Raw genomic sequence first — 22,111 nt, 5'->3', positions numbered from 1 at the left:
CGTCTACTGCCCCAATCTTTCCAGCAGCGCAGGCACGTGGACCTGATCCGCCTTGTAGTTGCCGGTGAGAGCATACATGACGAGATTGACCCCTGCGCGGAACGACATCTCGCGCTGGAGCTCGCCGCCGGGCACCACCGGGTAGAGCGGGCGGTTGCTGTCGTCCAGCGCCCAGGCGCTGGCGAAATCGTTGGAGGTGACCACCACGGAGCTCACGCCGTCCGTGCGCCGCGCCCGGGCGTCGCGTTCCGCCTCGTTGGCCGGTTCTGCCTCGACCCACAGCGACCCGCCGTCCCATCGGCCGGGAAAGCTGTTCATCAGATAAAACGACCGGGTCAGCACGTGATTGGCGGGCACGGGCTCGAGAGCCGGAAGATCGAGGCGACCGATCAGGCGGGTCAGCGCCTTGCCCTGGCTGCCGCCATAGGCGACGCGTTCCTGGTCGCGCGTGTCGAAGACGATCATGCCGCCTTGCTTCATGTAGGCATCGACCTTGGCAAGCGTCTCGTCCGACAAGGGTTCGGCATCCTCCCGCACCGGCCAGTACAACACCGGGAAGAACGACAGGTCGTCGTTATCGATGTCGACGCCCATCGGCGCGCCTGGCTCAAGGGCGGTACGGGCCCCGAGGACTTTGCTGAGGCCCATGAGGCCGTCTTGGCTGGTGCGGTCGATCCGGCTGTCGCCGGTCAGAACATAGGCCAGCCGGGTCTTGAGCGTCGCGTTGAGGGCAAACTCCTCAGCATCCGCGTCGGACTTGGCTGCCGTTTCGACGGTGTCGGTGTCCGCGGCTTGCACGGGACGAGGCGCCGTGGCCGCCGCGGCGAGCAGCATCGCAAAGATCAGAGCCGCCGTCGCCCGGTGCGGCCTGCGGAAGCCTAGGCCGGTGCTCAGCGCAAGCACCGCCAGAATGTCGAGTGCGAACAGGCCGAGCGCCGCGAGATACAGCCAGGGCTCCAGCGCGAACGGCTTCTTCAATGTGTAGAAGCCGACCGTGTTCGCGCCCGCCACATCCGGAAGGGGCACGAACTCGGTGTCGGTCTTGACGATGTTCAGCGCGCGGGCCTGGCCGGAGGGACCGTAATAGCCCGGCGGGTGTTCGGGACCGGCGACGGTCTTGGCGAATTGATCGGGCGCGATGGGCGAGGCGTTCAAAGGCGGCGGCACGAGCTGGCCGAAGCCGTCGAGAGTCTGAACCGGCGCGAGAGCCGTCGTCGCCGCACGGCGCGGCGCGTCCGCAGCGGTATCGGCGGTGCCGTCGCCCTCATCGGATGAGGAGAGGATCTGGCTTGGCCCCAACGCAATGGTCTGGCGCAGCATCTGCACGAACAGGCCCGCGAGCGGCAGGTTCGACCAGTCGGAGTTGGCAGTGACGTGGAACAGGACGACCCAGCCGTCGCCTTGACGTTTTGCGGTCACGAGCGGCGTGCCGTCGGTGAGCGTCGCCCAGATCTCCGCGTCCATGGTGACGGCGGGGTCGGCAAGGACCTGCCGGTTGACCCGGATGTCTTCGGGCACGTCGAGGCCGTAGAACGGGCTCTTGTCTTCGAAGGGCGAGAGAGGCTGCGGCGTGCCCCAGGAGAGGGCGCCGCCGAGCGACCGGCCGCCTCGGCGCAGTGCGACGGGCAAGAGTTCATCGCCGCCTTGCTCGAGACGCGGGCCGGCAAAACGGATCAAGACGCCGCCCTTGTCGAGCCACGCTTCCAGCTCCTCCTGGGTCGCCGGCGTGAGCCGCCCGATATCGGCCAGCACAATGGTGGAGACTCGCTGCTTATCGATCAGGTCGTTGATGGCGGTGGCGACATTGGCTTCGGTCGGAATGATCACGTCCGCGTAGGGCGACAGGGCGCGCTCCACATAATAGAGCGGCGACAGGAGCGGTTGCGCCTCCTCCTGGGACTCACCCGAGACGATGCCGACGCGGTGCCATTGGGATTGCGCGTCCAGGAGATGCACGGCGCTTGCGGAGCGCTGTCCCCTGATTTGCAGGCGCGCCACCTGGTTACGGATTTCGAGCGGCAGGTCGAACGGGGCGACGGCTTCGGTCTCGCCGCGCTTGATCGTGAAAGGCGCTTCGCCGAGCGGCTCGCCCCGCGCCGTCAGGGCCCGGACGGTTCCCGAGATCGGCCCCTCGGCTCCGGCAACAATCCTGCCGGCGAGCGTGCCGCCTTCGGCGCGGGCATGTCCGAGGCCCAGCGGGGTTTCCTGCGGACTGGGTTTCAACACTGTCAGGCTGCCGCCGTCGGCGAGCTTGCCGAGCCAGGCCGCAAAGTCCTCGGCATGGCCGTAGTCCAGGCCATCGCTCAGCCAAATCACGCTGTAGCCGGAGGTTTCCTTCAACGCTTCCTTCATCGTCGCGGTGACGGCGTCCCGGTCCGGCGCGAAGGGCTGTGGCACGAGCCCCGCGATGCGCTCGCGGACCGCGTCTGCGGGCAGTGCCTCGCCGATCTCGTCGATGGATGCCGTCGGGACGATGAGTACGTTGCGGTCGCCCCGGTCGGCGCGGTCGATCGCGGCTTCGATGGCTTCGCGCCTTGCGTTCCAATACGCCGCCGAGGCCCAGCCATTGTCGACCACGAGCAGCATGGTGCCCTCGCCGGTGAAACGCCCTTCGTCCGGATTGATGACCGGCCGCGCGAGGGCCAGAATCAGCAGGGCGGCCAGCAGCATCCGCATGAGGGTCAGCCACCAGGGGCTGCGAGCCGGAGTCTCCTCGGTGGGCTTAAGCTCGGCGAGCAGGCGCGTCGGCGGAAACTCGACCACCTTCGGGCTCGGCGGGGTGAAGCGCAGCAGCCACCAGATGGCGGGCAACGCGGCCAGCGCCAGCAGGATCCAAGGCTGCATGAAGCCGATGGGGCCGAGCGTCATCATGAGCCGGCGTCCTTTTGGGCGAGCGCCGTCTCAGCCTTGCCGCGGCCGGCACGATAGCGGTAGTCGCGCTCCTGGCCCGCAAGCTGACCATGGACAGCCAGCAACACCTCTTCGGCGGGCCGGTCGGTATGGTGCACGACGAACGACCAGCCGAGCTGGCGGGCGACCTCCTGCAGGTCGAGGCGATGGCGCTCGATCCGCTTCTGATATTTTTCGCGAAGATCCTCGGCACGGCCCGCGATCATGGTCGCGCCGCCTTCGGAGGCTTCGAACTCCGTCCGTCCGGAATAGGGCAGGGTTTCTTCGGCGGGATCGAGGATCTGAACCAGATGTCCGCGGACGCCCTGGCTCGCGATCTGGTGGAAGCGTTCGACCATCTGGTCGATAGGCTCCAGAAAGTCTGAAAACAGAACGCACTCGGAAAAACGGTTCAGGCGCGCGGGCGGCGGCAGGCTGTCGTCCGCGGTTTCGCTGAGAAGCACCTCGGCGACCTTGCGGCTGGCAAACCGGCCCGAGGACGGCGCCCGGCCCATGAGGCCGATACGTTCTCCGGCGCGCGCCAACAGTTCGGCGAGCCCGAGCGCCAGCACGACGGCACGGCTTTCCTTCGAGGTCTTGGACAGGAACGACCGGAACCGCATGGACGGCGACAGGTCGAGCCAGAGCCAGACCGTATGCGCCGCTTCCCACTCGCGTTCGCGGACAAACAGCTTGTCGGAACTAGCCGAGCGGCGCCAGTCGATGGCCGCCTCGGCATCGTTGACGTCGAAGTGGCGGAACTGCCAGAAGGTCTCGCCGGGCCCGGGCCGGCGCCGGCCATGGGTGCCGTGCGTCACGGTATGGGCGACACGGCGCGCCTCGACGAGAAGCGCAGGCATACGCGCCGCAAGCCCGTGGGCTTCGGCCTCTTCCGTCAGAAACGGTTGAAGCGCTGCGCTTGCCTTTGCCACTGCTGGCCTACTTCAGCGGCTCGATGAGCCTTGCCATCATGTCGCTCATCTCGACCCCTTCGGCGCGGGCGGCGAAGGTCAGCGACATGCGGTGCTTCAGGACGGGTTCGGCTAGATCGATCACGTCGTCCACGGACGGGGCCAGACGGCCCTCCATCATGGCCTTGGCGCGAACGGCCAGCATCAGCGCCTGACTCGCGCGGGGGCCGGGACCCCAGGCGATCATCTCGTCCAATGTCTGGTCGATGCCGGTGCCGGGACGGGCGGAGCGGACGAGCTTCAGAATAGCGTCCACCACTTGATCGCCCACGGGCAATTGGCGGACCAGGCGTTGCGCGACCATCAGTTCCTCGGCGGACAGGATCGTCTTGAGTTTGCGCTCCTCGGTGCCCGTGGTGGCGAACAGCATGCGCCGCTCGGAGTCGGCATCCGGGTAGGACACGTCGACTTGCAAGAGGAAACGGTCGAGCTGCGCTTCGGGCAGCGGATACGTGCCTTCCTGCTCCAGCGGATTCTGCGTCGCGAGCACGTGGAACGGCAAGGGTACGTCATGACGGACGCCGGCCATGGTCACGTGGTGCTCCTGCATGGCCTGCAGCAGAGCCGACTGCGTCTTGGGGCTCGCGCGGTTGATCTCGTCGGCCATCAGAAGCTGGGTGAAGATCGGTCCCTTGACGAAGCGGAACTCGCGCTTGCCGCTCGAATCTTCTTCCAGGACTTCGGAGCCCACGATGTCGGACGGCATCAGGTCCGGCGTGAACTGAATGCGCTTGTTCTCGAGGCCGAGCACGGCGCCCAGCGTTTCCACGAGGCTCGTCTTGGCAAGACCCGGCACGCCGATGAGGAGCGCGTGGCCGCCCGAGAGCAGCGTCACCAGCGCCAAATCGATGACCCGCTCCTGACCGAAGATGACGGAGGAGGTCGCCTCGCGTACATCTTGTATTTTGCTTCCGATTTCGTCGAGGCGGTCGACGAGCTGGGGCTCCGATTCAAGTGTGGTCATGACTGTCTTATCTACATTTCCGTTTCGGTGAATCCACAAGGTGGAGGAAAAATAGGGCTAAGGTCGTATGGAAGCAGAACACTTTCGCCGGCAATCGGATCACAATCCCTTGTTCGTGTCTCTTAAGTTCTTTCTTGCGAACACAAGGTCGTTTTGGGCTGAATACGACAATGCCTAATAAGTACTCCCAAGGACTCGTAGCATCTGCCAGTGATGGCGGCAAACAGGCCGAGCCATCATTGCCAAAGCTTAATGTTTGCGGGGATATTGGCCTGAAAATCGCCCGCGACGGCACTTGGTACTACGAAGGCTCGCCGATCGGCCGGAAGCCGCTCGTGAAGCTGTTTTCCACCGTGCTGAGACGCGAAGACGACGGGTTCTACCTCGTCACCCCCGTGGAGAAAGTGCCGATCGAGGTCGAGGGCGAGCCGTTTATCGCGATCTCGATGACACGGGACGGGGAGGGGCCCGAGCAGCGCCTCACCTTCACCACCAATGTGGACGACGAAGTCACCGCGAGTCCCGAACATGCCATCGGTTTTCGCGCCGAGCCGGAAGGGGGCCGGGCCCCCTTCGTTGAAGTCCGGGACGGCCTGCGAGCCCAGCTGTCACGGGCTGTCTATTATGAGCTCGCCGAGCTGACCGTTGAGACCGATGAAGGGCTCGGGGTTTGGAGCGGCGGCGCGTTCTTTCCCTTTCCCATGGACGAGTGAGGCCGAGTGCGGGGAAAGCGCGCTCGCAATGTGCGTGAGCCACAGCTAAGCTCGCGCACAAAGGCGCTCGCAGAACGCCATTAACCGCCGACAAGGGGAGACTGCCGAACGCGATGTTGCGCATTGTTCTCATCAACATCCTGTTGTTTCTGCTGCCTTTCCTGATCTACGCGGCCTATGTGGTATGGGTGAAGGGCGTCGCTGCCAATCGCGCCATGGCCGGGGCGCCGTTCCTGTGGCTCATCCTTGCCGGCCTTATCGTCCTGTTCGTCGGCCTGCTCACGCTGGTGGAGTTCACCGGCGGCGATCGCGAAGGCAGTTACCAACCGTCTGTTCTCGAAGACGGCGTCATCAAACCGGGTGGGATCAATTGACGTTTGGCCCATCCTGTCGGACCAACCGCCATTCGGATCAACCTCCATGGCCGAACGCGACACAACCCAAGACAAGACCCACGACAAGACGGCAGACCCGGTCGAGAATCTGCCTTTGCCGTCGCTCAAGGGCGCTGCGTGGCTCGCACGGCCTGAGACCGTCCGCGTGTTCGCGGCGCTCTCGGGCGAGACCGGCGCGACCCGCGCGGTTGGCGGGGCCGTGCGCGATGCGCTGCTCGGATTGCCGGTCGCGGATGTGGACTTCGCCACGACGGTCCACCCGGAGACGGTCATCGCGCGGGCGCGCAAGGCCGGTCTCAAGGCCATCCCGACCGGCCTTCCCCACGGGACGGTGACGGTGGTTGCCGGCGGCGTCTCGTTCGAGGTGACGACGTTGCGGCGGGACGTGGAGACGTTCGGGCGCCACGCCACGGTCGCGTTCACCGAGGACTGGGCCGAGGATGCAGCGCGCCGGGACTTCACGATCAACGCGCTCTATGCGGACGCGGACGGCACGCTGTTCGACCCGCTCGGCGGCTATCGGGATCTCGTTGCGGGACGCGTGCGCTTCATCGGCGATCCGGTTCAGCGCATCAAGGAAGACTATTTGCGTATTCTGCGCTTCTTCCGGTTTAACGCGTCCTACGGCCGTGGCGCCTTCGATGCGGAAGGGCTGTCGGCCTGCGTGCGTGAACGGAAGGGCCTACGCAAGCTCTCCGCGGAGCGCGTGGCGAGCGAGTTGAAGCGCTTGCTGGTCGCGCCGCGCGCGTGCGAAGCGGTGTCGGTACTCTTCGCCTCTGGACTGCTCTGCGACATTCTCGGGAGCGTGCCGCGCCTGCCGCGCTTCGATCGTCTCGTCGAGATCGAGGCGGCCCTCGACCGGGAGCCCAGTGCCATCTTGCGGCTGGCGGCCCTTGCGGTTTTCGTGCCCGAGGACGCCAAGCGGCTTGCGCGCCGGTTCAAGCTCTCCAATGCGGAACAGGCGCTCCTCGCCCTCGCCGGCGAGCCGTTCGACGAGGCCTTGCCGGACGAGGCGGCGGCCAAGCGCAAGCTCTATCGGCTGGGACCGGACGACTATGCCGCGCGGGCGCTTTTGGCTTGGGCGACCCGCGCGGCGCCCGCAACCGATCCCGATTGGCAGCGTGCGGCGACGCTGACCGGCAGCTGGGAGGCGCCGGTGTTCCCCTTGCGCGGACCGGACATCACGGCGCTCGGAAAATTCTCGGGCCCCGAGATCGGCGACATGCTCCGCGCAGTCGAGCAGCGCTGGATCGCGGGCGGCTTCGCGGAGGATCGGGAAGGACTTTTGATGATCGCCGGGAAGCTTGCCGCGGACCGCGACGGCTAGCGCCAAGAAAAAAGCCGCGCCCGAAGGCGCGGCTTTCTCGTTTCTCGGTACGTCCGGAAAGGACGCGACGGAAAGGGTGCAGGCTTAGAAGCCCATGCCACCCATACCGCCCATGCCACCCATGTCGCCACCAGGCATGGCCGGGCCGGACTTCTTCGGAAGCTCGGCCACCATCGCCTCGGTGGTGATGAGGAGGCCGGCCACGGACGCAGCGTCCTGAAGGGCGGTGCGCACGACCTTCGCCGGGTCGATCACGCCTTCCTTGACCAGGTTGCCGTATTGGCCGGTCGCGGCGTTGTAGCCGAAGTTGTACTCCTTCTTGTCGAGGATCTTGCCCACGACGACGGCGCCGTCTTCGCCGGCATTCTCGGCGATCTGACGAAGCGGGGCCTGAAGGGCGCGGCGGACGATGTTGACGCCGACCTTCTGGTCCTCGTTGCTGACGCGGAGGGACTCGAGGGCTTCGAGCGCGCGCAGCAGCGCGACGCCGCCGCCCGGCACGATGCCTTCCTCGACGGCCGCGCGGGTTGCGTTCAGCGCGTCGTCTACACGGTCCTTCTTCTCCTTCACCTCCATCTCGGTGGCGCCGCCGACCTTGATCACCGCAACGCCGCCGGCGAGCTTCGCCAAACGCTCCTGCAGCTTCTCACGGTCGTAGTCGGACGAGGTGTCCTCGATCTGCTGACGGATCTGAGACACGCGGGCCTCGATTTCCTTCTTCTTGCCGACGCCGTCGACGATCGTGGTGTCGTCCTTGGTGATAACGACCTTCTTGGACTGGCCAAGCATGTCGAGCGTGACGTTGTCGAGCTTGATGCCGAGATCCTCGGAGATGACCTGGCCGCCCGTCAGGACAGCGATGTCCTGCAGCATGGCCTTGCGGCGATCGCCGAAGCCCGGAGCCTTGACGGCCGCGACCTTCAAGCCGCCGCGCAGCTTGTTGACCACGAGCGTCGCCAGAGCCTCACCCTCGACGTCTTCAGCGACGATGAGGAGCGGACGGCCCGACTGCACCACGGCCTCGAGCAGCGGCAGGATGGACTGCAGGTTGGAGAGCTTGGCCTCGTTGATGAGGATGTAAGGGTTCTCCAACTCGACGCGCATCTTGTCGGCATCGGTGATGAAGTAAGGGGAGAGATAGCCGCGGTCGAACTGCATGCCCTCGACGACCTCGAGCTCGGTTTCGAGGCTCTTGGCTTCCTCGACGGTAATTACGCCGTCATTGCCGACCTTCTGCATGGCTTCGGCGATGAACCGGCCGATATCGGCGTCGCCATTGGCCGAGATCGTGCCGACTTGCGCGATTTCGTCATTGGAGGTGACCTTCTTGGCCTTCTCCTTCAGCGCCTCGACGACCTTGCCGACGGCGAGATCGATGCCGCGCTTCAGATCCATCGGGTTGGAGCCGGCAGCGACAGACTTCGCGCCTTCCTTGACGATGGCTTGGGCGAGAACAGTCGCGGAGGTGGTGCCGTCGCCGGCCTCGTCGGCCGTCTTGGAGGCAACCTCGCGCACCATCTGGGCGCCCATGTTCTCGAACTTATCCTCGAGCTCGATCTCCTTGGCGACCGTCACACCGTCCTTGGTGATGCGGGGCGCGCCGAACGACTTCTCGAGGACCACGTTGCGGCCCTTGGGGCCGAGGGTCACCTTGACCGCATTGGCCAAGATGTCGACGCCGCGGAGCATCTTGTCGCGGGCGTCCTGAGAAAATTTCACATCTTTAGCAGACATGTTGCGTGTAACTCCTTCGAACCTTGCCGCGTGTCGCACCCCGCGATTGCGGCGGTGCCCAGGCGGCCAAACGGATTGGGCTTAAGGCGCTAGCGGTCTCGCTACGCGGCCTTCTTCTTCGCGGCGGTGGCTCCTTCGAGGACGCCGAGAATGTCGCTCTCCTTCATGATGAGAACGTCGTCGCCGTCGATCTTGACCTCGGTGCCCGACCACTTGCCGAATAGCACACGATCGCCCACCTGGACGTCGAGCGGCTGGACCTGACCCTTGTCGTCGGCAACGCCCGGGCCCACAGCGACGACTTCGCCTTGCTGCGGCTTTTCCTTGGCCGTATCGGGAATGATGATGCCGCCAGCGGTCCGTTCGTCCTCATCGATCCGGCGCACTACGACGCGATCATGCAATGGACGAAACTTCATCTTGCTTACTCCTCCAGACAGATTGTCCAAAAAATTGTCGTGAATCGAGGGTGTTACCCGAGAACCGGGATCCTCTGAGAGCCTATTTAGAGCGGGTTTTTGGCACTTTCAAGGTGGGAGTGCCAAAAAATTAGCACTCCCCATCGTGTGCTGCCAATGCGCTGATATTGCTCAATAAATCGTCTGGACGAGGGTGCGGGACGGTCATAGCATCGAAGAGTCCAAAACACTATGAAAAATGGGGGACGAGGATTGATGGACCAGGCCTTCGCCGATCAAATGGCTGGGTATTCGCTCACCACAGCCGAAATTCTCTATCGCTTGCCCGATCACCGGGAGCTTCTGCAGAGCTATGTCTGGCAGGATTTCGATCTTGCGCCGCGTTTCCCGCGGCTCTCAGAGTTCCTCGATTTTTGGAGCGCCAGTCTGGACGGGCCTCTCTACCGGGTGCGCGTGGCGCACAAGGCGCTGATCTCTCCGACCGAGTTCAGCTTCGTGGCGGGCGAACTACAGGTGCATTAGCAGACAATACGTTCATACGGATTTCCGGTGGTTGCGGTCGGCAGGCACCGTTTCCGCACGGTTACTGCATAGATCACGAGGTCAGGTGGGACTCCAAATGTGGTGCTTGTAATCCCATTTCGGGTCTCTCGCACAAGGGTCTTGTCCGGGTCATCGCCACGTTGCATCGCTGCAAGACGATTCCACGAGTCCTTTAGGCTCGTGGTTGGCCAGTTCTTGGCATCAGACCAATCGGGATAGATGGCTTCGAAAAGGTCTGACAGGACTCTAAAAGTTCGTTCACCTTCTTCCTTGGAGAGGTTCACAACTGGAACTCCTATGCGAAGCGAGTGGACCTGTTCTCCAACTCCTATCATCGCAACCAAGAGAGGAAGCGAGCGTCTACCCACGAACCAGATTTCGTCTTCGTCCCCTTGCTCTGCCTTCATCCTTGATTGTTCTTCGTTCACGCGCGCCAAGCGTTTGGGGTCATCCGCATATTTGATACGCAACTGATTTAGCCACTGTTCCATCGACAGAATGTCGTCATTGCCGAGTCCGAACTCACTGACAAACAATGCCAAGACTTCAGACTTCTCGATTGGGAGCCATTTCGGCGACGCAGGAGCGACAACGGGCAAGACCCAAACCGAGCAGGCAATCAATATCAACAGGGCGGTCGGTGTTCGCATCATGCTCTCAGTGCTTTTTCCTGTGCCAACTGCAGGACGAGGTTTGCGAAGACTCTTCCACTATGGCGCCAAACAACTAACAATTGCAAAGTCTCGCAGAGTTGGTCGGATCAGGAGGGCGAAGACTTCACCAAGAGGCTCTTGCGAACGTATCCGTTCGAACGGTGCTACGCCGCTCGCCTTCATGCCCACGCCATGGCAAGCTCCTAGCCTCGCTGGGCGTGGTCGACGGGCATCGGAGGGGGGTGACATGTGGCGATTCATCAAAGGATTCTTTTCGGGCATTTTGATCGGGCTGGTGCTGGGCCTGGGGCTCGGCATCTTCGCCTTCCCCTATCTGTTCCCGCCGCCGGAGGCGAAGGAGACGCTCGACCGCAATGAGGCGGGCGCGCTCGTCGCCAAGGGCACATTCATTCATGCGAACCCGGCCGATCCCATCCACTACGGCAAGGGCGAGGTGAGCGTCTATCCGAAGACGGTCTTTCTCGGCGAAGACTTCGAGGTTGGGCCGGGCCCCGACTATCACGTCTATCTTGTGCCGAAAGCCGGTATCCGGTCGTCCGACGACGTGAAGGACACGATGTATGTGGACCTCGGGCGATTGCGGGCTTTCAAGGGCAGCCAGAACTATGCGATCCCCGACGGCGTCGATCTCGAGAAGTTTCCGTCGGTGGTCATCTGGTGCCAACAATTCGGTGTGCTGATCTCTCCGGCCGACCTCACATTCGAGCAAGGAGCGACATAGCGCCTAGCGGAGACACTCCGACAGGTGATCGTCTTCGTCGAGGCGATCGATCTCGATACCCTTGAAGTCGTTGCGGGAGACGACGCCGAAAATCGTGTGATTCTCCACCACGGGAAGGTGGCGGATGCCCCGGTCGCTCATGGTGCGCAAGGCGTCGACGGCGCTGGCCGCGGGACGCGCGGTCACAGGGTTGGGCGTCATCGCTTCGAGCAGGGGTGTCTCGTCGGCGTTCCGGCCTTCGGCGAGCACGCGTACGGCATCGCGGCCGGTGAAAATGCCGATGAGCCGGCTGTCTTGATCGATCACGAGGACCGATCCCTTGCGGCGCTCCCACATGCACTGGCAGGCTTCGCGAACCGGCGCATGTTCCCTCAGCGCCAGGAGCCTCTGATCCCCCAAGATGTCGGCGAGCCTTCTGTTGGTCATGACGCCCTCCAATCTCCAGGACCCCAAGACGTTAGCACATTTGTCGCAGCCGTACTTTGATGCGGAACAAGGCGCCCTTGATGCCCGGCGCCGCAGCCGGATATAGAAATGCCGTCCGGAGCGGGCTTGCAGCCGTCGCGCGCCGTCTCTAGCGGCGCTTCTTATTGCACGGCATGCGCGGGCCGGCGGAACTATTGCCGCGGGCTCAGGAGGTTTCGCTCTGGTTCGACAGAAACTCGGCGAGCGTGTCGTAGACAAGCCTGATGCGGCGGCTTGTGTAGAGCTCCCGATGCGCGACGAGCCAGGTCGGGAACTTCATGGGCGCCATGTCGGGAAAGACGGGTTCCATGCCCGGCGTCCTGGTGGCGACGGCAGCGGCCATGAGGCACATGCCGAAGCCTTGGCGCGCCATCTCCCACATGACGAGGGCGCAGTCGGAGCCGAACCGGAAGTTCTCGCGCGCAGGCGTGATTCCAAGCCTGCCGAGATAGTTCACCATCTCTTGCTGGTTGTTGCTGCCGATGAAGTAGTGACCCTCGAGGTCCGCGGGCGAACGGGGACGTCCATATTTGCTGAGATAGCGTTTCGAGGCGTAGAGGCTGCCGTCGCTTTCGTTGACCAGCCGTCCGACGAGCTCCGGCTCTTGCGGGCGCACGTGGCGGATTGCGATATCGGCCTCGCGCCGCCTCAAGTCACGCAGCTCGTTCGACGCGACGATGTCGATTTCGAGGTTCGGCGCGATCTCATGCAGGCGCTCGATGACCGGCGGCAGGAAATACACCGCGTAGATGTTGGTCGCCGTCACCCGGACCACGCCGTCGATGGCCTGGCTATGTCCCGAGGCCGCCAGCGACACGCGGTGTGCCGCGTCGCCCATGACCCGGACATGGTCCAGAAGCTCAAGGCCCGACGGGGTCAGTTCGAGGTTTCGGCCGATCCGCTGGAACAGCATGACGCCGAGATCTTCTTCCAGCGCCGCGACCTGACGCCCAAGGGTTGGCTGCGTCAGCCCCAGGACCCGAGCTGCGCCGGAAAAAGAGCCTTCTTCGGCCGTCGCGAGAAAAGCCCTGACCTGATTCCAGTCGAACGTGATAGCCTGCCAGTTCATGCAAATTTGCATATACAATCTGCGAATTTTGACAATTCACATTTGAAATATGCATGGCACTCTGCGTCCACGAAAGGAGCCCATCCATGGTTCACGCAGCACAGTTTTGGGACGCCCAGGCGGAGAAATATGCAAAGCAGCCGATCGCCAACGAGGCGGCCTACGACGCCACGCTCGATCGCACGCGGTACTACCTCGAAGAGGATCAGCGTGTGTTGGAAGTGGGGTGCGGTACCGGCACCACGGCTCTGCGGCTCTGCGACAGTGTCCAAGAGTATGTGGGCAGCGATATCTCCAGTGGTATGATCCGCATCGCGAGCCACAAGGCCTTCGAAAAAGGCGCGCGCAACGTCGAGTTCACAACCGCGGCCGTCGGCGAAATCGCAGCCAAGAACACGCCGTTCGATGCGGTGCTCGGCTTCAACCTTTTGCACCTGCTGCCCACCCTCGATGAGGATCTGCGCCGGATCGCATCCGTGCTGAAGCCGGGCGGTCTGTTCATCTCAAAGACCTTTTGTGGGCTCGGGCCGAAGGCGCCGCTGAAGTGGCGGCTGATGAAGATTGCTCTGCCCATCCTGCAGGCTTTGGGGAAGGCGCCCTATGTCCGCTTTCAGCGCGAGGCGGAACTCAAGCAGCAGATCGAGGCGCATGGGTTCGAGATCCTCGAGACCCGGCACTTCGCGACAGATGTCTCCGTGCCGTTCATCGTCGCGCGGAAGCTGGCCTGACCCCATCTTCGGCCAAGCGTCGCCGTGGCAAAAAAATAGCCGGGTTCGCACCCGGCTATTGTCGTATTCGCGGTGAGGCTTGCGCGCCGCTAGCGCGCCTCGGTTGCGGCTTCGCGGTGCGGGCCGAAATCGTACTCGTAGATATGCGCGTGTTCCTTCTCCAGGACCGGCCGCAGATCCGCAAATGCGTCCTTGTATTTGTAGAAGGGGATGCGCGGGAACAGGTGGTGGATCAGGTGGAAGTTCTGGAACAGGTAGAGCCAGTCCACGATCGGTTCGATGATCTTGCCGTGCACCCAGAACACGTTCGTGTCGCGATAGCGTTCGCGCACCTTGTGCGGCTTATGGGGCAGATAGGCGAAGAAGTAGATGATGAGCGCGGAAGCGAAGATGTGCGGCAGGACCCACAGCATCAGAACTTCGCGCCAATAACCGATCACGCAGAGCCCGATGATGACCGCGTAGTAGAGGCCGTTCATCAGAGCGATCTGGATCGAGAGGCTGCGCATGCCGGGCACATGCGGATGGAAGGCGATGTGGCGCCAAAAATAGTTGTGGTAGACGAACACGATCGTCAGGCAACGCCACACGAGCAGGAACGGATTGTTCACCGCGACCCAATGATCGGGATCGAGCTCGGGATCGTTGGTCTCCCGGTGATGCGCCAGATGCATGTAGCGGAAGGCTTTGTATTCGTGCAGCAGGATGGTGCCGCACACATAGCCGACGAGATGGTTCAGCCACAGATAGCGCGAGTTCTTTCCGGCGATATTGCCGTGGCAGGCCTCGTGCAGCGGCGTCTGGTCCGCATAGAGAATGAGGCTGTTGAGGATCAGTCCGAGCCATAGCGGGATGATCCCCAGCGTTCCGAGCGTGCACACGGTCACGAAAGACGCCACGATGCCGATCGCCAGAAACACGGTCGGCCAAGCCACCATGCCTTGATAGGGCCGGATCTTCTTGAGGGCTTCTCGGTCTGCCGGGGCGTTTGGCTGGTCGCGGGAGATTTCAGTGATCGCGGGTTCGGCGACAACGGACATGGGCTGCAACTGTCCTCGGATTCTTAAGCTTCGATTTTTCCAACACCGTCAAGACGATAATCGCGGCGGCGCGATACGACTTTGCGTCAAGACAACAAAACACGGCGGCTGGCAACAAAATATGGCGTGCCGCGCTAAACGCGTCCGGAAACGGTCGCAATTTTGGGCCGTGACGGCATCGCGTTCAAGACGCAATGAATGTCAGTGTCATTAAGGGTTGATGAAAAGCAACCAGCAAAGGAAATCAGCGCGTTAGGGCGACGGCGACAGCCGCGTGCCGGTTGTGCCTGTGGACCCGCTCAAGACGCTTGTGGCGTGCGTGCAACAGCCCGCCGGCTGTGACCGGCGGGCTGTGCTGCATCAAGCGATATCGGTTGCACCGGCGGGTCTAGCGGCAGAAATGCTCGTAGCCGTCGTAGCCGACAAAAGTCCCCGAGCGCGGGTTGAAGCTCCGGTAGCGGGACGAGCAGTAGGCATACCAATCCTCCGTCCAGGGCTCCGGACGGTAGCCCACGGGCCGGGCCGGCGGAGTCACATAGACCGTTTTGGGAGTGAGGGCGCTGCCGATCACCGCGCCGGCGGCAAGGCCGACGAGCCCGGCGCCCAGTGCGCTGACATTGCTGCCGCCCCGGTAGCCGTAAGGACGGCCGTAGTAGTTGTTCTGGACATAGGGACCGCCGGGGCCGCCCCGCCAACCCTTATTGCCATGGCCGCGTCCGGCTTCCGCCGGAGCCGCCGCCACCAGCGCGAAGACTGCGACCAGCGCAGCGACAAATGCAAAATACGATTTCCGACCCATCATCTGTATTCCTCGGATGTGGCGCCGCTGCCTCCGGGCGCCGTGCAGGTTGAATGCCCCCCAGATCCGTGGGGCAATCTGCCCCCCGTTCATGGCACCCTAGGGGCGGCCACATGAACCTGGCCTGAACGTTGGCGGGCCGGGCAAGTTCCCTTGCGGTCAAGAAAAAACCGCCGGACCCCGTGTGGGGCCGGCGGTTTTCGAAAGTCTGCTGGCGCTTGTTACAAGCGCGCGGCGGTGTGCCGTCGGGCAGTCCTAGGCGCTATTGCGCAGCCTGGATATTCGCTGCCTGCTTGCCGCGGCCGCGGCGGTCGTCCTCGATCTCGAAGGAGACTTTGTCGCCTTCGTTCAGGGGCGGCATGCCAGCGCGCTCCACAGCGGAAGCATGGACGAACACGTCCTTGCCGCCGTCTTCCGGCTCGATGAAGCCGAAGCCGCGGGTGTGGTTGAAGAATTTCACGGTGCCGTTGACACGAGACATTGTGTGGGAGTCCTTTCCCGTTCGCTAAGTTCAAAATAACGGGCCATGTGACCCCTTCGCTTGAGGTGATCTCCATCGAGCTCCTCAAGGAAGGCGCCTCTGGCGTCTTCAGATGTCAGGAAAGGGTCGTGCTCTTGGCTACGTTCGTCGCTTACCGTCGTCTTCGTCCACGCCCAACAGCGGGCGCCCGGTGCCCCTAAAGATGCGGCATTCTGGCACTTTTGGCAAGTATTTTTGGGCCTCTTTCGGGGCTCCGACCCTTGCAGGCAAAGGGTTTCCGGGCCGTTAACCAAAACCTGTACGCAAGATGAACGGCCCTCTCAGATTGGGTTCAGCCGCTCCTCACTAAACCTGTTCCTACGACGCGCGGAAAGGACGCGCGCCGGTGCCAAGGAAGGGAACAGGTCATGGGGAAAATCACGGGGAAGATGATCGCAGGTTTCGCGCTGGCGTTTGTCGCTCTCGCAGCCCTCGCGATCGCCGCCGGCATCCTCGCCGACGCCCAGACCGCCACCCAGTTCGCGGACCAGACCCCGCTGATGTACGCCGGTATCCGGGGGTAGGGCGCCGCGCTCACATGGATGGTCGTGGCAGTTCCAAGCACGGCCACAGCGTTCGGCACCAATCCCTCCCCGCAAGGGGAGGGATGACTCCATGGGGTCCTCGGAGATTGAAGTTCGGCGATTGCCGGAGACGAACGCTCAAGGCCACATAACGAGCGGTGGCATCGAGGACAGGATGGCGTCCACGTTGCCGCCGGTCTTCAGGCCGAAGATCGTGCCCCGGTCGTAGAGCAGGTTGTACTCCACATAGCGCCCGCGCCGGATGAGCTGCTCGGTGCGATCCTCCTCGGTCCAGGGGGTGCCGATATTGCGGGCTACCAGCTCCGGATAGATGTCGACGAAGGCCTTGCCCACTTCCTGGGTGAAGGTGAAGTCCGCCTCCCAGTCGCCCGTATCCAGATAGTCGTAGAAGATGCCGCCGATGCCGCGCGGTTCTTTCCGGTGCTTGAGATAGAAATACTCGTCGCACCAGTCCTTGAAGCGCGGATAGTCGGCCGAGGGCTGGCCCTCGCAGGAGGCCTTCATGGCCGCATGAAAATCCTTCGCGTCCGGGTCGTCTTGCGTGCGCCGCCGGTTGAGAACGGGGGTGAGGTCGCCGCCGCCGCCGAACCAGCCCTTTGAGGTCACCACCATGCGGGTGTTCATGTGGCCGGTGGGGGCGTTGGGATTGGTCGGGTGGGCGATGAAGGACATGCCGCTGGCCCAAAAACGGGGATCCTCCGATGCGCCCGGGATCTGGCCCGCGAATTCCTTCGGAAATTCTCCGTGGACTGTCGACGTATGGCAGCCGACCTTCTCGAATACGCGGCCCGACATCAGGGACATGACCCCGCCGCCGCCTTCCTCGCGGGTCCAGGGCTTACGGGTGAAGCGGCCGGCTTCCTTGCCCTCGCAGCCGGGCGCCCCTTCGGCGGCATCCTCGACCGCTTCGAGCGCGGCCAGCATGCGGTCGCGAAGTTCCTCGAACCAGCGGGCGGCCCGCTCCTTATTGGCTTCGAAGCTGCTCTTCGACGTAGGCTTTTCCGATCCTTGCGCGTCCATGGTTTCCCGTTCGATGACGTTTTCTTCTTGCATGATCCATCTACCTTAGCGGTTCGTATCCGTCACATGGATGCATCATGGCGTTGCCAACATTGGCGTCCCTTTGATCTTTATCAGGAATTGCCTGCGCCAATTTGACCACTGTGTCTGCTGGACAACATCCCTTGGCAATGACAGAAAACCGCCATGAATCGCGTTGCACCGCAGCGCGAGGCTGGGCAATAACAAATTTGCGGCACGCATCGTGCCCGTTTGTTGGGCAACAACAGAATTCGGCACGCACGGTGCCATAACTTAAGAGAGCCGAGAGGCTGGGCTTTTGCTCTCTTCGGCTCCGCTAAATTAGGAGCGTTTGGCTTCATGGCCAATTCAGACAGTTCCACCGATCCTTCCGTTATTCATGACGACGATCCGTCCCGGCGCGACGTGATCCTGATCGGCGCCGGGGCCTTTGCGGCCATTGGCGGCGCGGCCGCATTGTGGCCCTTGCTCGATCAGATGAACCCCGATGCCTCGACCCTGTCGCTGGCCTCGATCGAGGTGGACCTTGCTCCTGTCGAGGAAGGCCAGGCCATTACGGTCATGTGGCGCGGCAAGCCGATTTTCATCCGCCATCGGACGGCCGAGGAAGTCGACGCAGCCAAGGACGTGAAGCTGAACGACTTGCCAGATCAACTGGCGCGCAACGCCAACCTGGCGGACACCGCTCTCGCCACCGACGAGAACCGGGCAGCGACCGACAAAGAGCCCTGGCTCGTGATGATCGGCATCTGCACCCATCTCGGCTGCATTCCGCAGGGTCAGGCGGTCGGCTCTTACAAGGGCGAGTATGGCGGCTGGTACTGCCCGTGCCACGGGTCGCAGTACGATACGGCGGGCCGCATTCGTAAGGGGCCGGCGCCGGAGAACATGTACATCCCGCCTTACGCCTTCACCTCTGACACCAAAATCAAGATCGGATAGGGCGGATCATGGCGCACGAATCGACTTACAAGCCCTCTACCGGCATCGAGCGCTGGCTCGACACGCGTCTGCCCATTCCGCGGCTGATGCACGACCAGTTCGGGGTTTTCCCGATGCCGCGCAACGTCAACTATTGGTGGACGTTCGGCGCGATCCTGAGCTTCATGCTGGCCGTGCAGATCGTGACGGGCATCGTGCTCGCCATGCACTACGTGCCGACCACGGACGGCGCCTTCAACTCCGTCGAGAAAATCATGCGCGACGTGAACTGGGGCTGGCTGCTCCGTTACGCGCACGCCGTCGGCGCCTCGATGTTCTTCTTCGCCGCCTTCGTCCATACGTTCCGCGGGCTCTATTACGGGTCCTATAAGGCTCCGCGCGAGATCCTGTGGATGCTCGGTGTGCTGATCTTGTTTCTGATGATCGCCACGGCCTTCATGGGCTACTCGCTGGTCTGGGGTCAGATGAGCTTCTGGGCCGTGACGGTGATCACCAACCTGTTCACTTCGCTCGACACGCTGATCCCGGGGCTGGGCACGACGCTGGTGCAGTGGATCTGGGGCGGGTTCTCGGTGGGCGAGCCCACGCTGAACCGGCTCTTCGCGCTTCACTACCTGTTCCCGTTCATCATCGCGGGCGTCGTGATCTTGCACATTTGGGCACTGCACATTCCGGGCAGCAACAATCCCACGGGCGTCGACGTCAAGACGAAGTCCGACACGCTGCCGTTCCATCCCTATTTCACCATCAAGGATGGCTTCGCGATCGTGCTGTTCTGCCTTCTGTTCGGCGTGTTCCTGTTCTACGCGCCGAACTATCTCGGCCACACGGACAATTACATTCCGGCCAACCCGCTGCAGACGCCGCCGCACATCGTGCCCGAATGGTACTTCCTGCCGTTCTACGCGATCCTGCGGGCCATTCCCGACAAGCTGCTCGGCGTCATCGGTTTGATCGGCGCGATCGTGGTGCTGTTCTTCATTCCGTGGCTCGATACGTCGCGCATCCGCTCCGTCAGCTATCGGCCGATCTTCAAATGGTTCTTCTGGCTGTTCGTGATCTGCTGCCTGGCCCTGGGCTATTTCGGCTCCCAGGCGCCGGAAGGCTGGAAGCTTCTTTGGGGGCGCATCTGCACCTTCTACTACTTCGCCTTCTTCCTGATCATCATGCCCGTCGTGGGACTGATCGAAAAGCCGAAGAGGCTGCCGGGCAGCATCACCGAGTCGGTGCTCGGAAAGAAGGGTACGAGCTCCAGCGGGGGGACTGCGTGATGCGGAACGTCTTGAATCTCTTTGCCGCCGTCGCGGCTCTCGCCGTCGCGCTTCCCGGCATCGCCCATGCCGCGGACGACGGCCACGGCACGGCGATCGAAGCGCAGGAGTGGTCGTTCGCGCCGCCCTTCGGTCACTTCGACCGCGCGCAGCTGCAGCGCGGCTACAAGGTCTACCAGTTCGTCTGCGCGAACTGCCACTCGATGAACCTGCTGTCCTACCGCAATCTCGGGCAGCCGGGCGGTCCGCAGTTTTCCGAAGCGGCGGTCAAGGCGCTCGCGGCCCAGGCGCAGATCTCGGACGGCCCTAATGAAAAGGGCGAGATGTACCTGCGTCCGGGCAAGCCGTCGGACCACTTCAAGGCGCCTTATGCGAACGAGCAGGCCGCGCGCAATGCCAATAACGGTGCGCTACCGCCGGACCTGTCGGTCATCGCCAAGGCCCGCCCCGGTGGGCCTGATTATCTTTATGCGCTGATGACCGGCTACGAAGAAGCGCCGCACGACATGAAGATGAGCAAAGGAATGCACTACAACGCCGCCTTCCCCGGTCATCAGATTGCCATGCCGAACCCCCTGTCGGACGGAGTTGTGGAGTACACGGACGGCACCGAGCCCACAGTCAAGAATTATGCGAAGGACGTCTCCGCCTTCCTGATGTGGGCGGCCGAGCCCACGCTGGAACAGCGCTACAAGGTCGGCGCACGGATCATGATCTTCCTGATCGTCTTCGCGGTGATCATGTTCCTCGCAAAGAAGGCGGTCTGGGGTCCCATCCACAGACGCGACCACGCGGCCCAGCACGCAACCAAGACCGATACCTAGGACGCGATCGATGCTGCGGGCGCTCGTCTTTTGCTGTATCGCGCTCGTCAGCATCGCGGCCTTCGCCCAAGACGAGGGTGAGCCCGGGCCGAAAGGAATGGTGCTGCTCACCGTCGGAGGACTGGTGGGCAAGACCAATCGCGGGGCCTTCGATGAGAACCGCGACAGCGCGCTGGCCAAGCTGAAGGTCGATTTCAAGAACGCGTATGCCTTTGACCGGGAGATGCTGCTGGCCCTGCCGCAAGGGACGGTGACCGCCGTGACTCCGGAGCTCGGCAGCGAAGCGGTCTTCAAGGGGCCCTTTCTGCAAGACGTGCTGGTCGCGATCGAAGCCGCCAAGGTCAAGACGCGCTTCGTCGCGTCGGACGGGTACAGCGGCTATCTCTTGCCCGAAGACATCGACGGCTCGGACTATATTCTCGCGCTCGAGGCCGACGGGGAGCCTCTTGGCCTGAACGGTCAGGGACCGCTGTGGCTCATGAACACGCGCAAAGAGGGCGAAACAGTCGGAAAAGACAACCGCGGCAGCCATGTCTGGGCCTTGGTCTACATGCATGTAGGCGAGTGAGCTTGGCCGGACCTAGGCCAGGGCAAGACGCCGCCGCATCTTCATTCACCGAGAGGGACGTATGACGAAAGCAGTGCTCGGCATTATCGGCGGGTCGGGTCTCTATGACCTGCCGGGACTTGAGAACGTGCGCGAGGAGCGCATCGAGAGCCCCTGGGGCGACCCGTCGGGCGCGATTCGGTTCGGCGATATCGCCGGTTTGCCGATCGTTTTCCTGCCCCGCCACGACAAGGGGCACCGTCTGTCGCCGACCGACATCAACTATCGTGCTAATATCGACGTCATGAAGCGGGCAGGGGTCACTGACCTCGTTTCGCTATCGGCTTGCGGCTCCTACAAGGAAGAACTGCCGCCGGGCACCTTCGTGATCGTCGATCAGTTCGTGGACCGCACGCACAACCGCGCCACCTCGTTCTTCGGCACGGGCTGCGTGGCCCACGTATCGATGGCCCATCCTGTGGCGCCGCGCCTGTGCATGCGGATCGCCGAGGCTGCCGACGCGGAATCGATCCCCTTCGTGCGGGGCGGCACGTATGTGTGCATGGAGGGCCCGCAGTTCTCCACCCTTGCAGAAAGTCTGACCTACAAGAATCTCGGCTATTCCGTCGTCGGCATGACGAACCTGCCCGAGGCCAAGCTCGCCCGCGAGGCGGAGCTCTGCTACGCAACCGTGGCCATGGTCACCGATTTCGATTGCTGGCACCCGGACCACGACGCGGTCACGGTGCAGGACATCATCCGCGTGCTCACGGCCAATGCGGAAAAGGCGGCGCGTCTGGTGGGCCGGCTCGCCCGTGACTTCCCGCGCGAGCACGAAGAATGCCCCGCTGGGTCCGACCGCGCGCTCGACACCGCCATCATCACGGCGCCGGAAGCGCGCGACCCCGCGCTCCTCAAGAAGCTCGATGCGGTCGCCGGCCGGGTGCTGAACGGCTAGATGCACCTGTCC

At 63.1% G+C, this 22,111-nt stretch carries 24 protein-coding genes; 12 read left to right on the top strand and 12 right to left on the bottom strand.

Going from position 1 to position 22,111, the window contains the following annotated elements; genetic code table 11:
* Positions 1-3: 3 nt before the first annotated feature.
* From GL4_RS13275 to GL4_RS13265, 3 genes are read right to left on the bottom strand one after another with little or no spacing between them, the layout of a single operon-like run.
* Positions 4-2,871, bottom strand: a complete 2,868-nt coding sequence (locus GL4_RS13275; protein WP_045368221.1) for a DUF4159 domain-containing protein — start codon at positions 2,869-2,871, stop codon at positions 4-6.
* A complete protein-coding gene (locus tag GL4_RS13270) occupies positions 2,868-3,821 on the bottom strand; it encodes a DUF58 domain-containing protein (protein ID WP_045368219.1) in 954 nt (317 codons plus the stop codon). The genes GL4_RS13275 and GL4_RS13270 overlap by 4 nt, the downstream gene beginning before the upstream one ends.
* A gap of 7 nt (positions 3,822-3,828) precedes the next feature.
* The gene (locus GL4_RS13265; RefSeq protein WP_045368217.1) at positions 3,829-4,824 is read right to left on the bottom strand and encodes an AAA family ATPase; all 996 of its coding nucleotides are present in this window, start codon (positions 4,822-4,824) and stop codon (positions 3,829-3,831) included.
* Between the two features lie 239 nt (positions 4,825-5,063).
* Between GL4_RS13265 and GL4_RS13260 the strand changes: the two genes are divergently transcribed.
* The 3 genes from GL4_RS13260 (at position 5,064) to GL4_RS13250 (ending at position 7,259) form a co-directional block, all read left to right on the top strand.
* Positions 5,064-5,537, top strand: coding sequence for a DUF1285 domain-containing protein (locus GL4_RS13260; protein WP_052464520.1), 474 nt, complete (start codon positions 5,064-5,066; stop codon positions 5,535-5,537).
* Positions 5,538-5,650: 113 nt separating this feature from the next.
* Positions 5,651-5,911 carry a DUF6111 family protein gene (locus GL4_RS13255; RefSeq protein ID WP_045368214.1) on the top strand — a complete coding sequence of 87 codons (261 nt, stop codon included), beginning with the start codon at positions 5,651-5,653 and terminating at the stop codon, positions 5,909-5,911.
* A 46-nt stretch (positions 5,912-5,957) separates the two neighbouring features.
* Positions 5,958-7,259, top strand: coding sequence for a CCA tRNA nucleotidyltransferase (locus tag GL4_RS13250; protein WP_082025670.1), 1,302 nt, complete (start codon positions 5,958-5,960; stop codon positions 7,257-7,259).
* Between the two features lie 84 nt (positions 7,260-7,343).
* Here GL4_RS13250 and groL read toward each other — a convergent pair whose 3' ends face one another.
* Positions 7,344-8,993 (bottom strand): chaperonin GroEL, encoded by a 1,650-nt coding sequence (gene groL / locus GL4_RS13245; RefSeq protein WP_045368212.1) that lies wholly within the window; start codon positions 8,991-8,993, stop codon positions 7,344-7,346.
* A gap of 101 nt (positions 8,994-9,094) precedes the next feature.
* Positions 9,095-9,412 carry a co-chaperone GroES gene (gene groES / locus GL4_RS13240; RefSeq protein ID WP_045368211.1) on the bottom strand — a complete coding sequence of 106 codons (318 nt, stop codon included), beginning with the start codon at positions 9,410-9,412 and terminating at the stop codon, positions 9,095-9,097.
* A gap of 255 nt (positions 9,413-9,667) precedes the next feature.
* On the opposite strand from groES, the gene GL4_RS13235 reads away from it, so the two are divergent.
* Positions 9,668-9,934, top strand: coding sequence for an usg protein (locus GL4_RS13235; protein WP_045368210.1), 267 nt, complete (start codon positions 9,668-9,670; stop codon positions 9,932-9,934).
* Here the strand turns inward: GL4_RS13235 and GL4_RS13230 are convergent.
* Positions 9,931-10,608: a hypothetical protein gene (locus GL4_RS13230; RefSeq protein WP_045368209.1), complete on the bottom strand. Its 678-nt coding sequence runs from the start codon at positions 10,606-10,608 to the stop codon at positions 9,931-9,933. The genes GL4_RS13235 and GL4_RS13230 overlap by 4 nt on opposite strands.
* Before the next feature lie 247 nt (positions 10,609-10,855).
* On the opposite strand from GL4_RS13230, the gene GL4_RS13225 reads away from it, so the two are divergent.
* A complete protein-coding gene (locus tag GL4_RS13225) occupies positions 10,856-11,350 on the top strand; it encodes a DM13 domain-containing protein (RefSeq protein ID WP_045368207.1) in 495 nt (164 codons plus the stop codon).
* Between the two features lie 3 nt (positions 11,351-11,353).
* On the opposite strand, the gene GL4_RS13220 is transcribed toward GL4_RS13225, so the two are convergent.
* Both GL4_RS13220 and GL4_RS13215 read right to left on the bottom strand, forming a co-directional pair.
* Positions 11,354-11,776 (bottom strand): CBS domain-containing protein, encoded by a 423-nt coding sequence (locus GL4_RS13220; protein ID WP_045368205.1) that lies wholly within the window; start codon positions 11,774-11,776, stop codon positions 11,354-11,356.
* Positions 11,777-11,981: 205 nt separating this feature from the next.
* Complete coding sequence (locus tag GL4_RS13215) at positions 11,982-12,884, bottom strand: LysR family transcriptional regulator (RefSeq protein WP_045370150.1); 903 nt, start codon at positions 12,882-12,884, stop codon at positions 11,982-11,984.
* An 86-nt stretch (positions 12,885-12,970) separates the two neighbouring features.
* On the opposite strand from GL4_RS13215, the gene GL4_RS13210 reads away from it, so the two are divergent.
* On the top strand, positions 12,971-13,612 hold the full coding sequence (locus GL4_RS13210; RefSeq protein WP_045368204.1) for a class I SAM-dependent methyltransferase: 642 nt from the start codon (positions 12,971-12,973) through the stop codon (positions 13,610-13,612).
* A gap of 89 nt (positions 13,613-13,701) precedes the next feature.
* Here the strand turns inward: GL4_RS13210 and GL4_RS13205 are convergent, their stop codons facing one another.
* The 3 genes from GL4_RS13205 to GL4_RS13195 all read right to left on the bottom strand — a co-directional run bounded on the left by GL4_RS13205 (position 13,702) and on the right by GL4_RS13195 (position 15,932).
* On the bottom strand, positions 13,702-14,652 hold the full coding sequence (locus tag GL4_RS13205) for a fatty acid desaturase family protein (RefSeq protein ID WP_045368202.1): 951 nt from the start codon (positions 14,650-14,652) through the stop codon (positions 13,702-13,704).
* Between the two features lie 388 nt (positions 14,653-15,040).
* On the bottom strand, positions 15,041-15,454 hold the full coding sequence (locus GL4_RS13200; RefSeq protein WP_052464517.1) for a BA14K family protein: 414 nt from the start codon (positions 15,452-15,454) through the stop codon (positions 15,041-15,043).
* Between the two features lie 259 nt (positions 15,455-15,713).
* Entirely contained in the window at positions 15,714-15,932 is a 219-nt protein-coding gene (locus GL4_RS13195; protein WP_045368201.1) for a cold-shock protein, read from the bottom strand.
* Positions 15,933-16,339: 407 nt separating this feature from the next.
* Between GL4_RS13195 and GL4_RS17565 the strand changes: the two genes are divergently transcribed.
* Positions 16,340-16,495: a hypothetical protein gene (locus GL4_RS17565; protein ID WP_156137599.1), complete on the top strand. Its 156-nt coding sequence runs from the start codon at positions 16,340-16,342 to the stop codon at positions 16,493-16,495.
* Positions 16,496-16,633: 138 nt separating this feature from the next.
* Here GL4_RS17565 and hemF read toward each other — a convergent pair whose 3' ends face one another.
* A complete protein-coding gene (gene hemF / locus GL4_RS13190) occupies positions 16,634-17,536 on the bottom strand; it encodes an oxygen-dependent coproporphyrinogen oxidase (protein ID WP_045370146.1) in 903 nt (300 codons plus the stop codon).
* Positions 17,537-17,896: 360 nt separating this feature from the next.
* Here hemF and petA point away from each other — a divergent pair, with 360 nt between their 5' ends.
* The 5 genes from petA to GL4_RS13165 all read left to right on the top strand — a co-directional run bounded on the left by petA (position 17,897) and on the right by GL4_RS13165 (position 22,099).
* Complete coding sequence (petA, locus tag GL4_RS13185; protein WP_045368199.1) at positions 17,897-18,499, top strand: ubiquinol-cytochrome c reductase iron-sulfur subunit; 603 nt, start codon at positions 17,897-17,899, stop codon at positions 18,497-18,499.
* Positions 18,500-18,507: 8 nt separating this feature from the next.
* Positions 18,508-19,770, top strand: coding sequence for a cytochrome b (locus tag GL4_RS13180; RefSeq protein ID WP_045368198.1), 1,263 nt, complete (start codon positions 18,508-18,510; stop codon positions 19,768-19,770).
* Positions 19,770-20,594, top strand: coding sequence for a cytochrome c1 (locus GL4_RS13175; RefSeq protein ID WP_045368197.1), 825 nt, complete (start codon positions 19,770-19,772; stop codon positions 20,592-20,594). The genes GL4_RS13180 and GL4_RS13175 overlap by 1 nt, the downstream gene beginning before the upstream one ends.
* A 10-nt stretch (positions 20,595-20,604) precedes the next feature.
* The gene (locus GL4_RS13170; RefSeq protein ID WP_052464516.1) at positions 20,605-21,162 is read left to right on the top strand and encodes a hypothetical protein; all 558 of its coding nucleotides are present in this window, start codon (positions 20,605-20,607) and stop codon (positions 21,160-21,162) included.
* 61 nt (positions 21,163-21,223) lie between these two features.
* The gene (locus GL4_RS13165; RefSeq protein WP_045368196.1) at positions 21,224-22,099 is read left to right on the top strand and encodes an S-methyl-5'-thioadenosine phosphorylase; all 876 of its coding nucleotides are present in this window, start codon (positions 21,224-21,226) and stop codon (positions 22,097-22,099) included.
* Positions 22,100-22,111: the final 12 nt, after the last annotated feature.

It is taken from the genome of Methyloceanibacter caenitepidi (assembly GCF_000828475.1).
Classification (GTDB): domain Bacteria; phylum Pseudomonadota; class Alphaproteobacteria; order Rhizobiales; family Methyloligellaceae; genus Methyloceanibacter; species Methyloceanibacter caenitepidi.
This window is presented reverse-complemented; position numbering and strand designations above follow the sequence as displayed.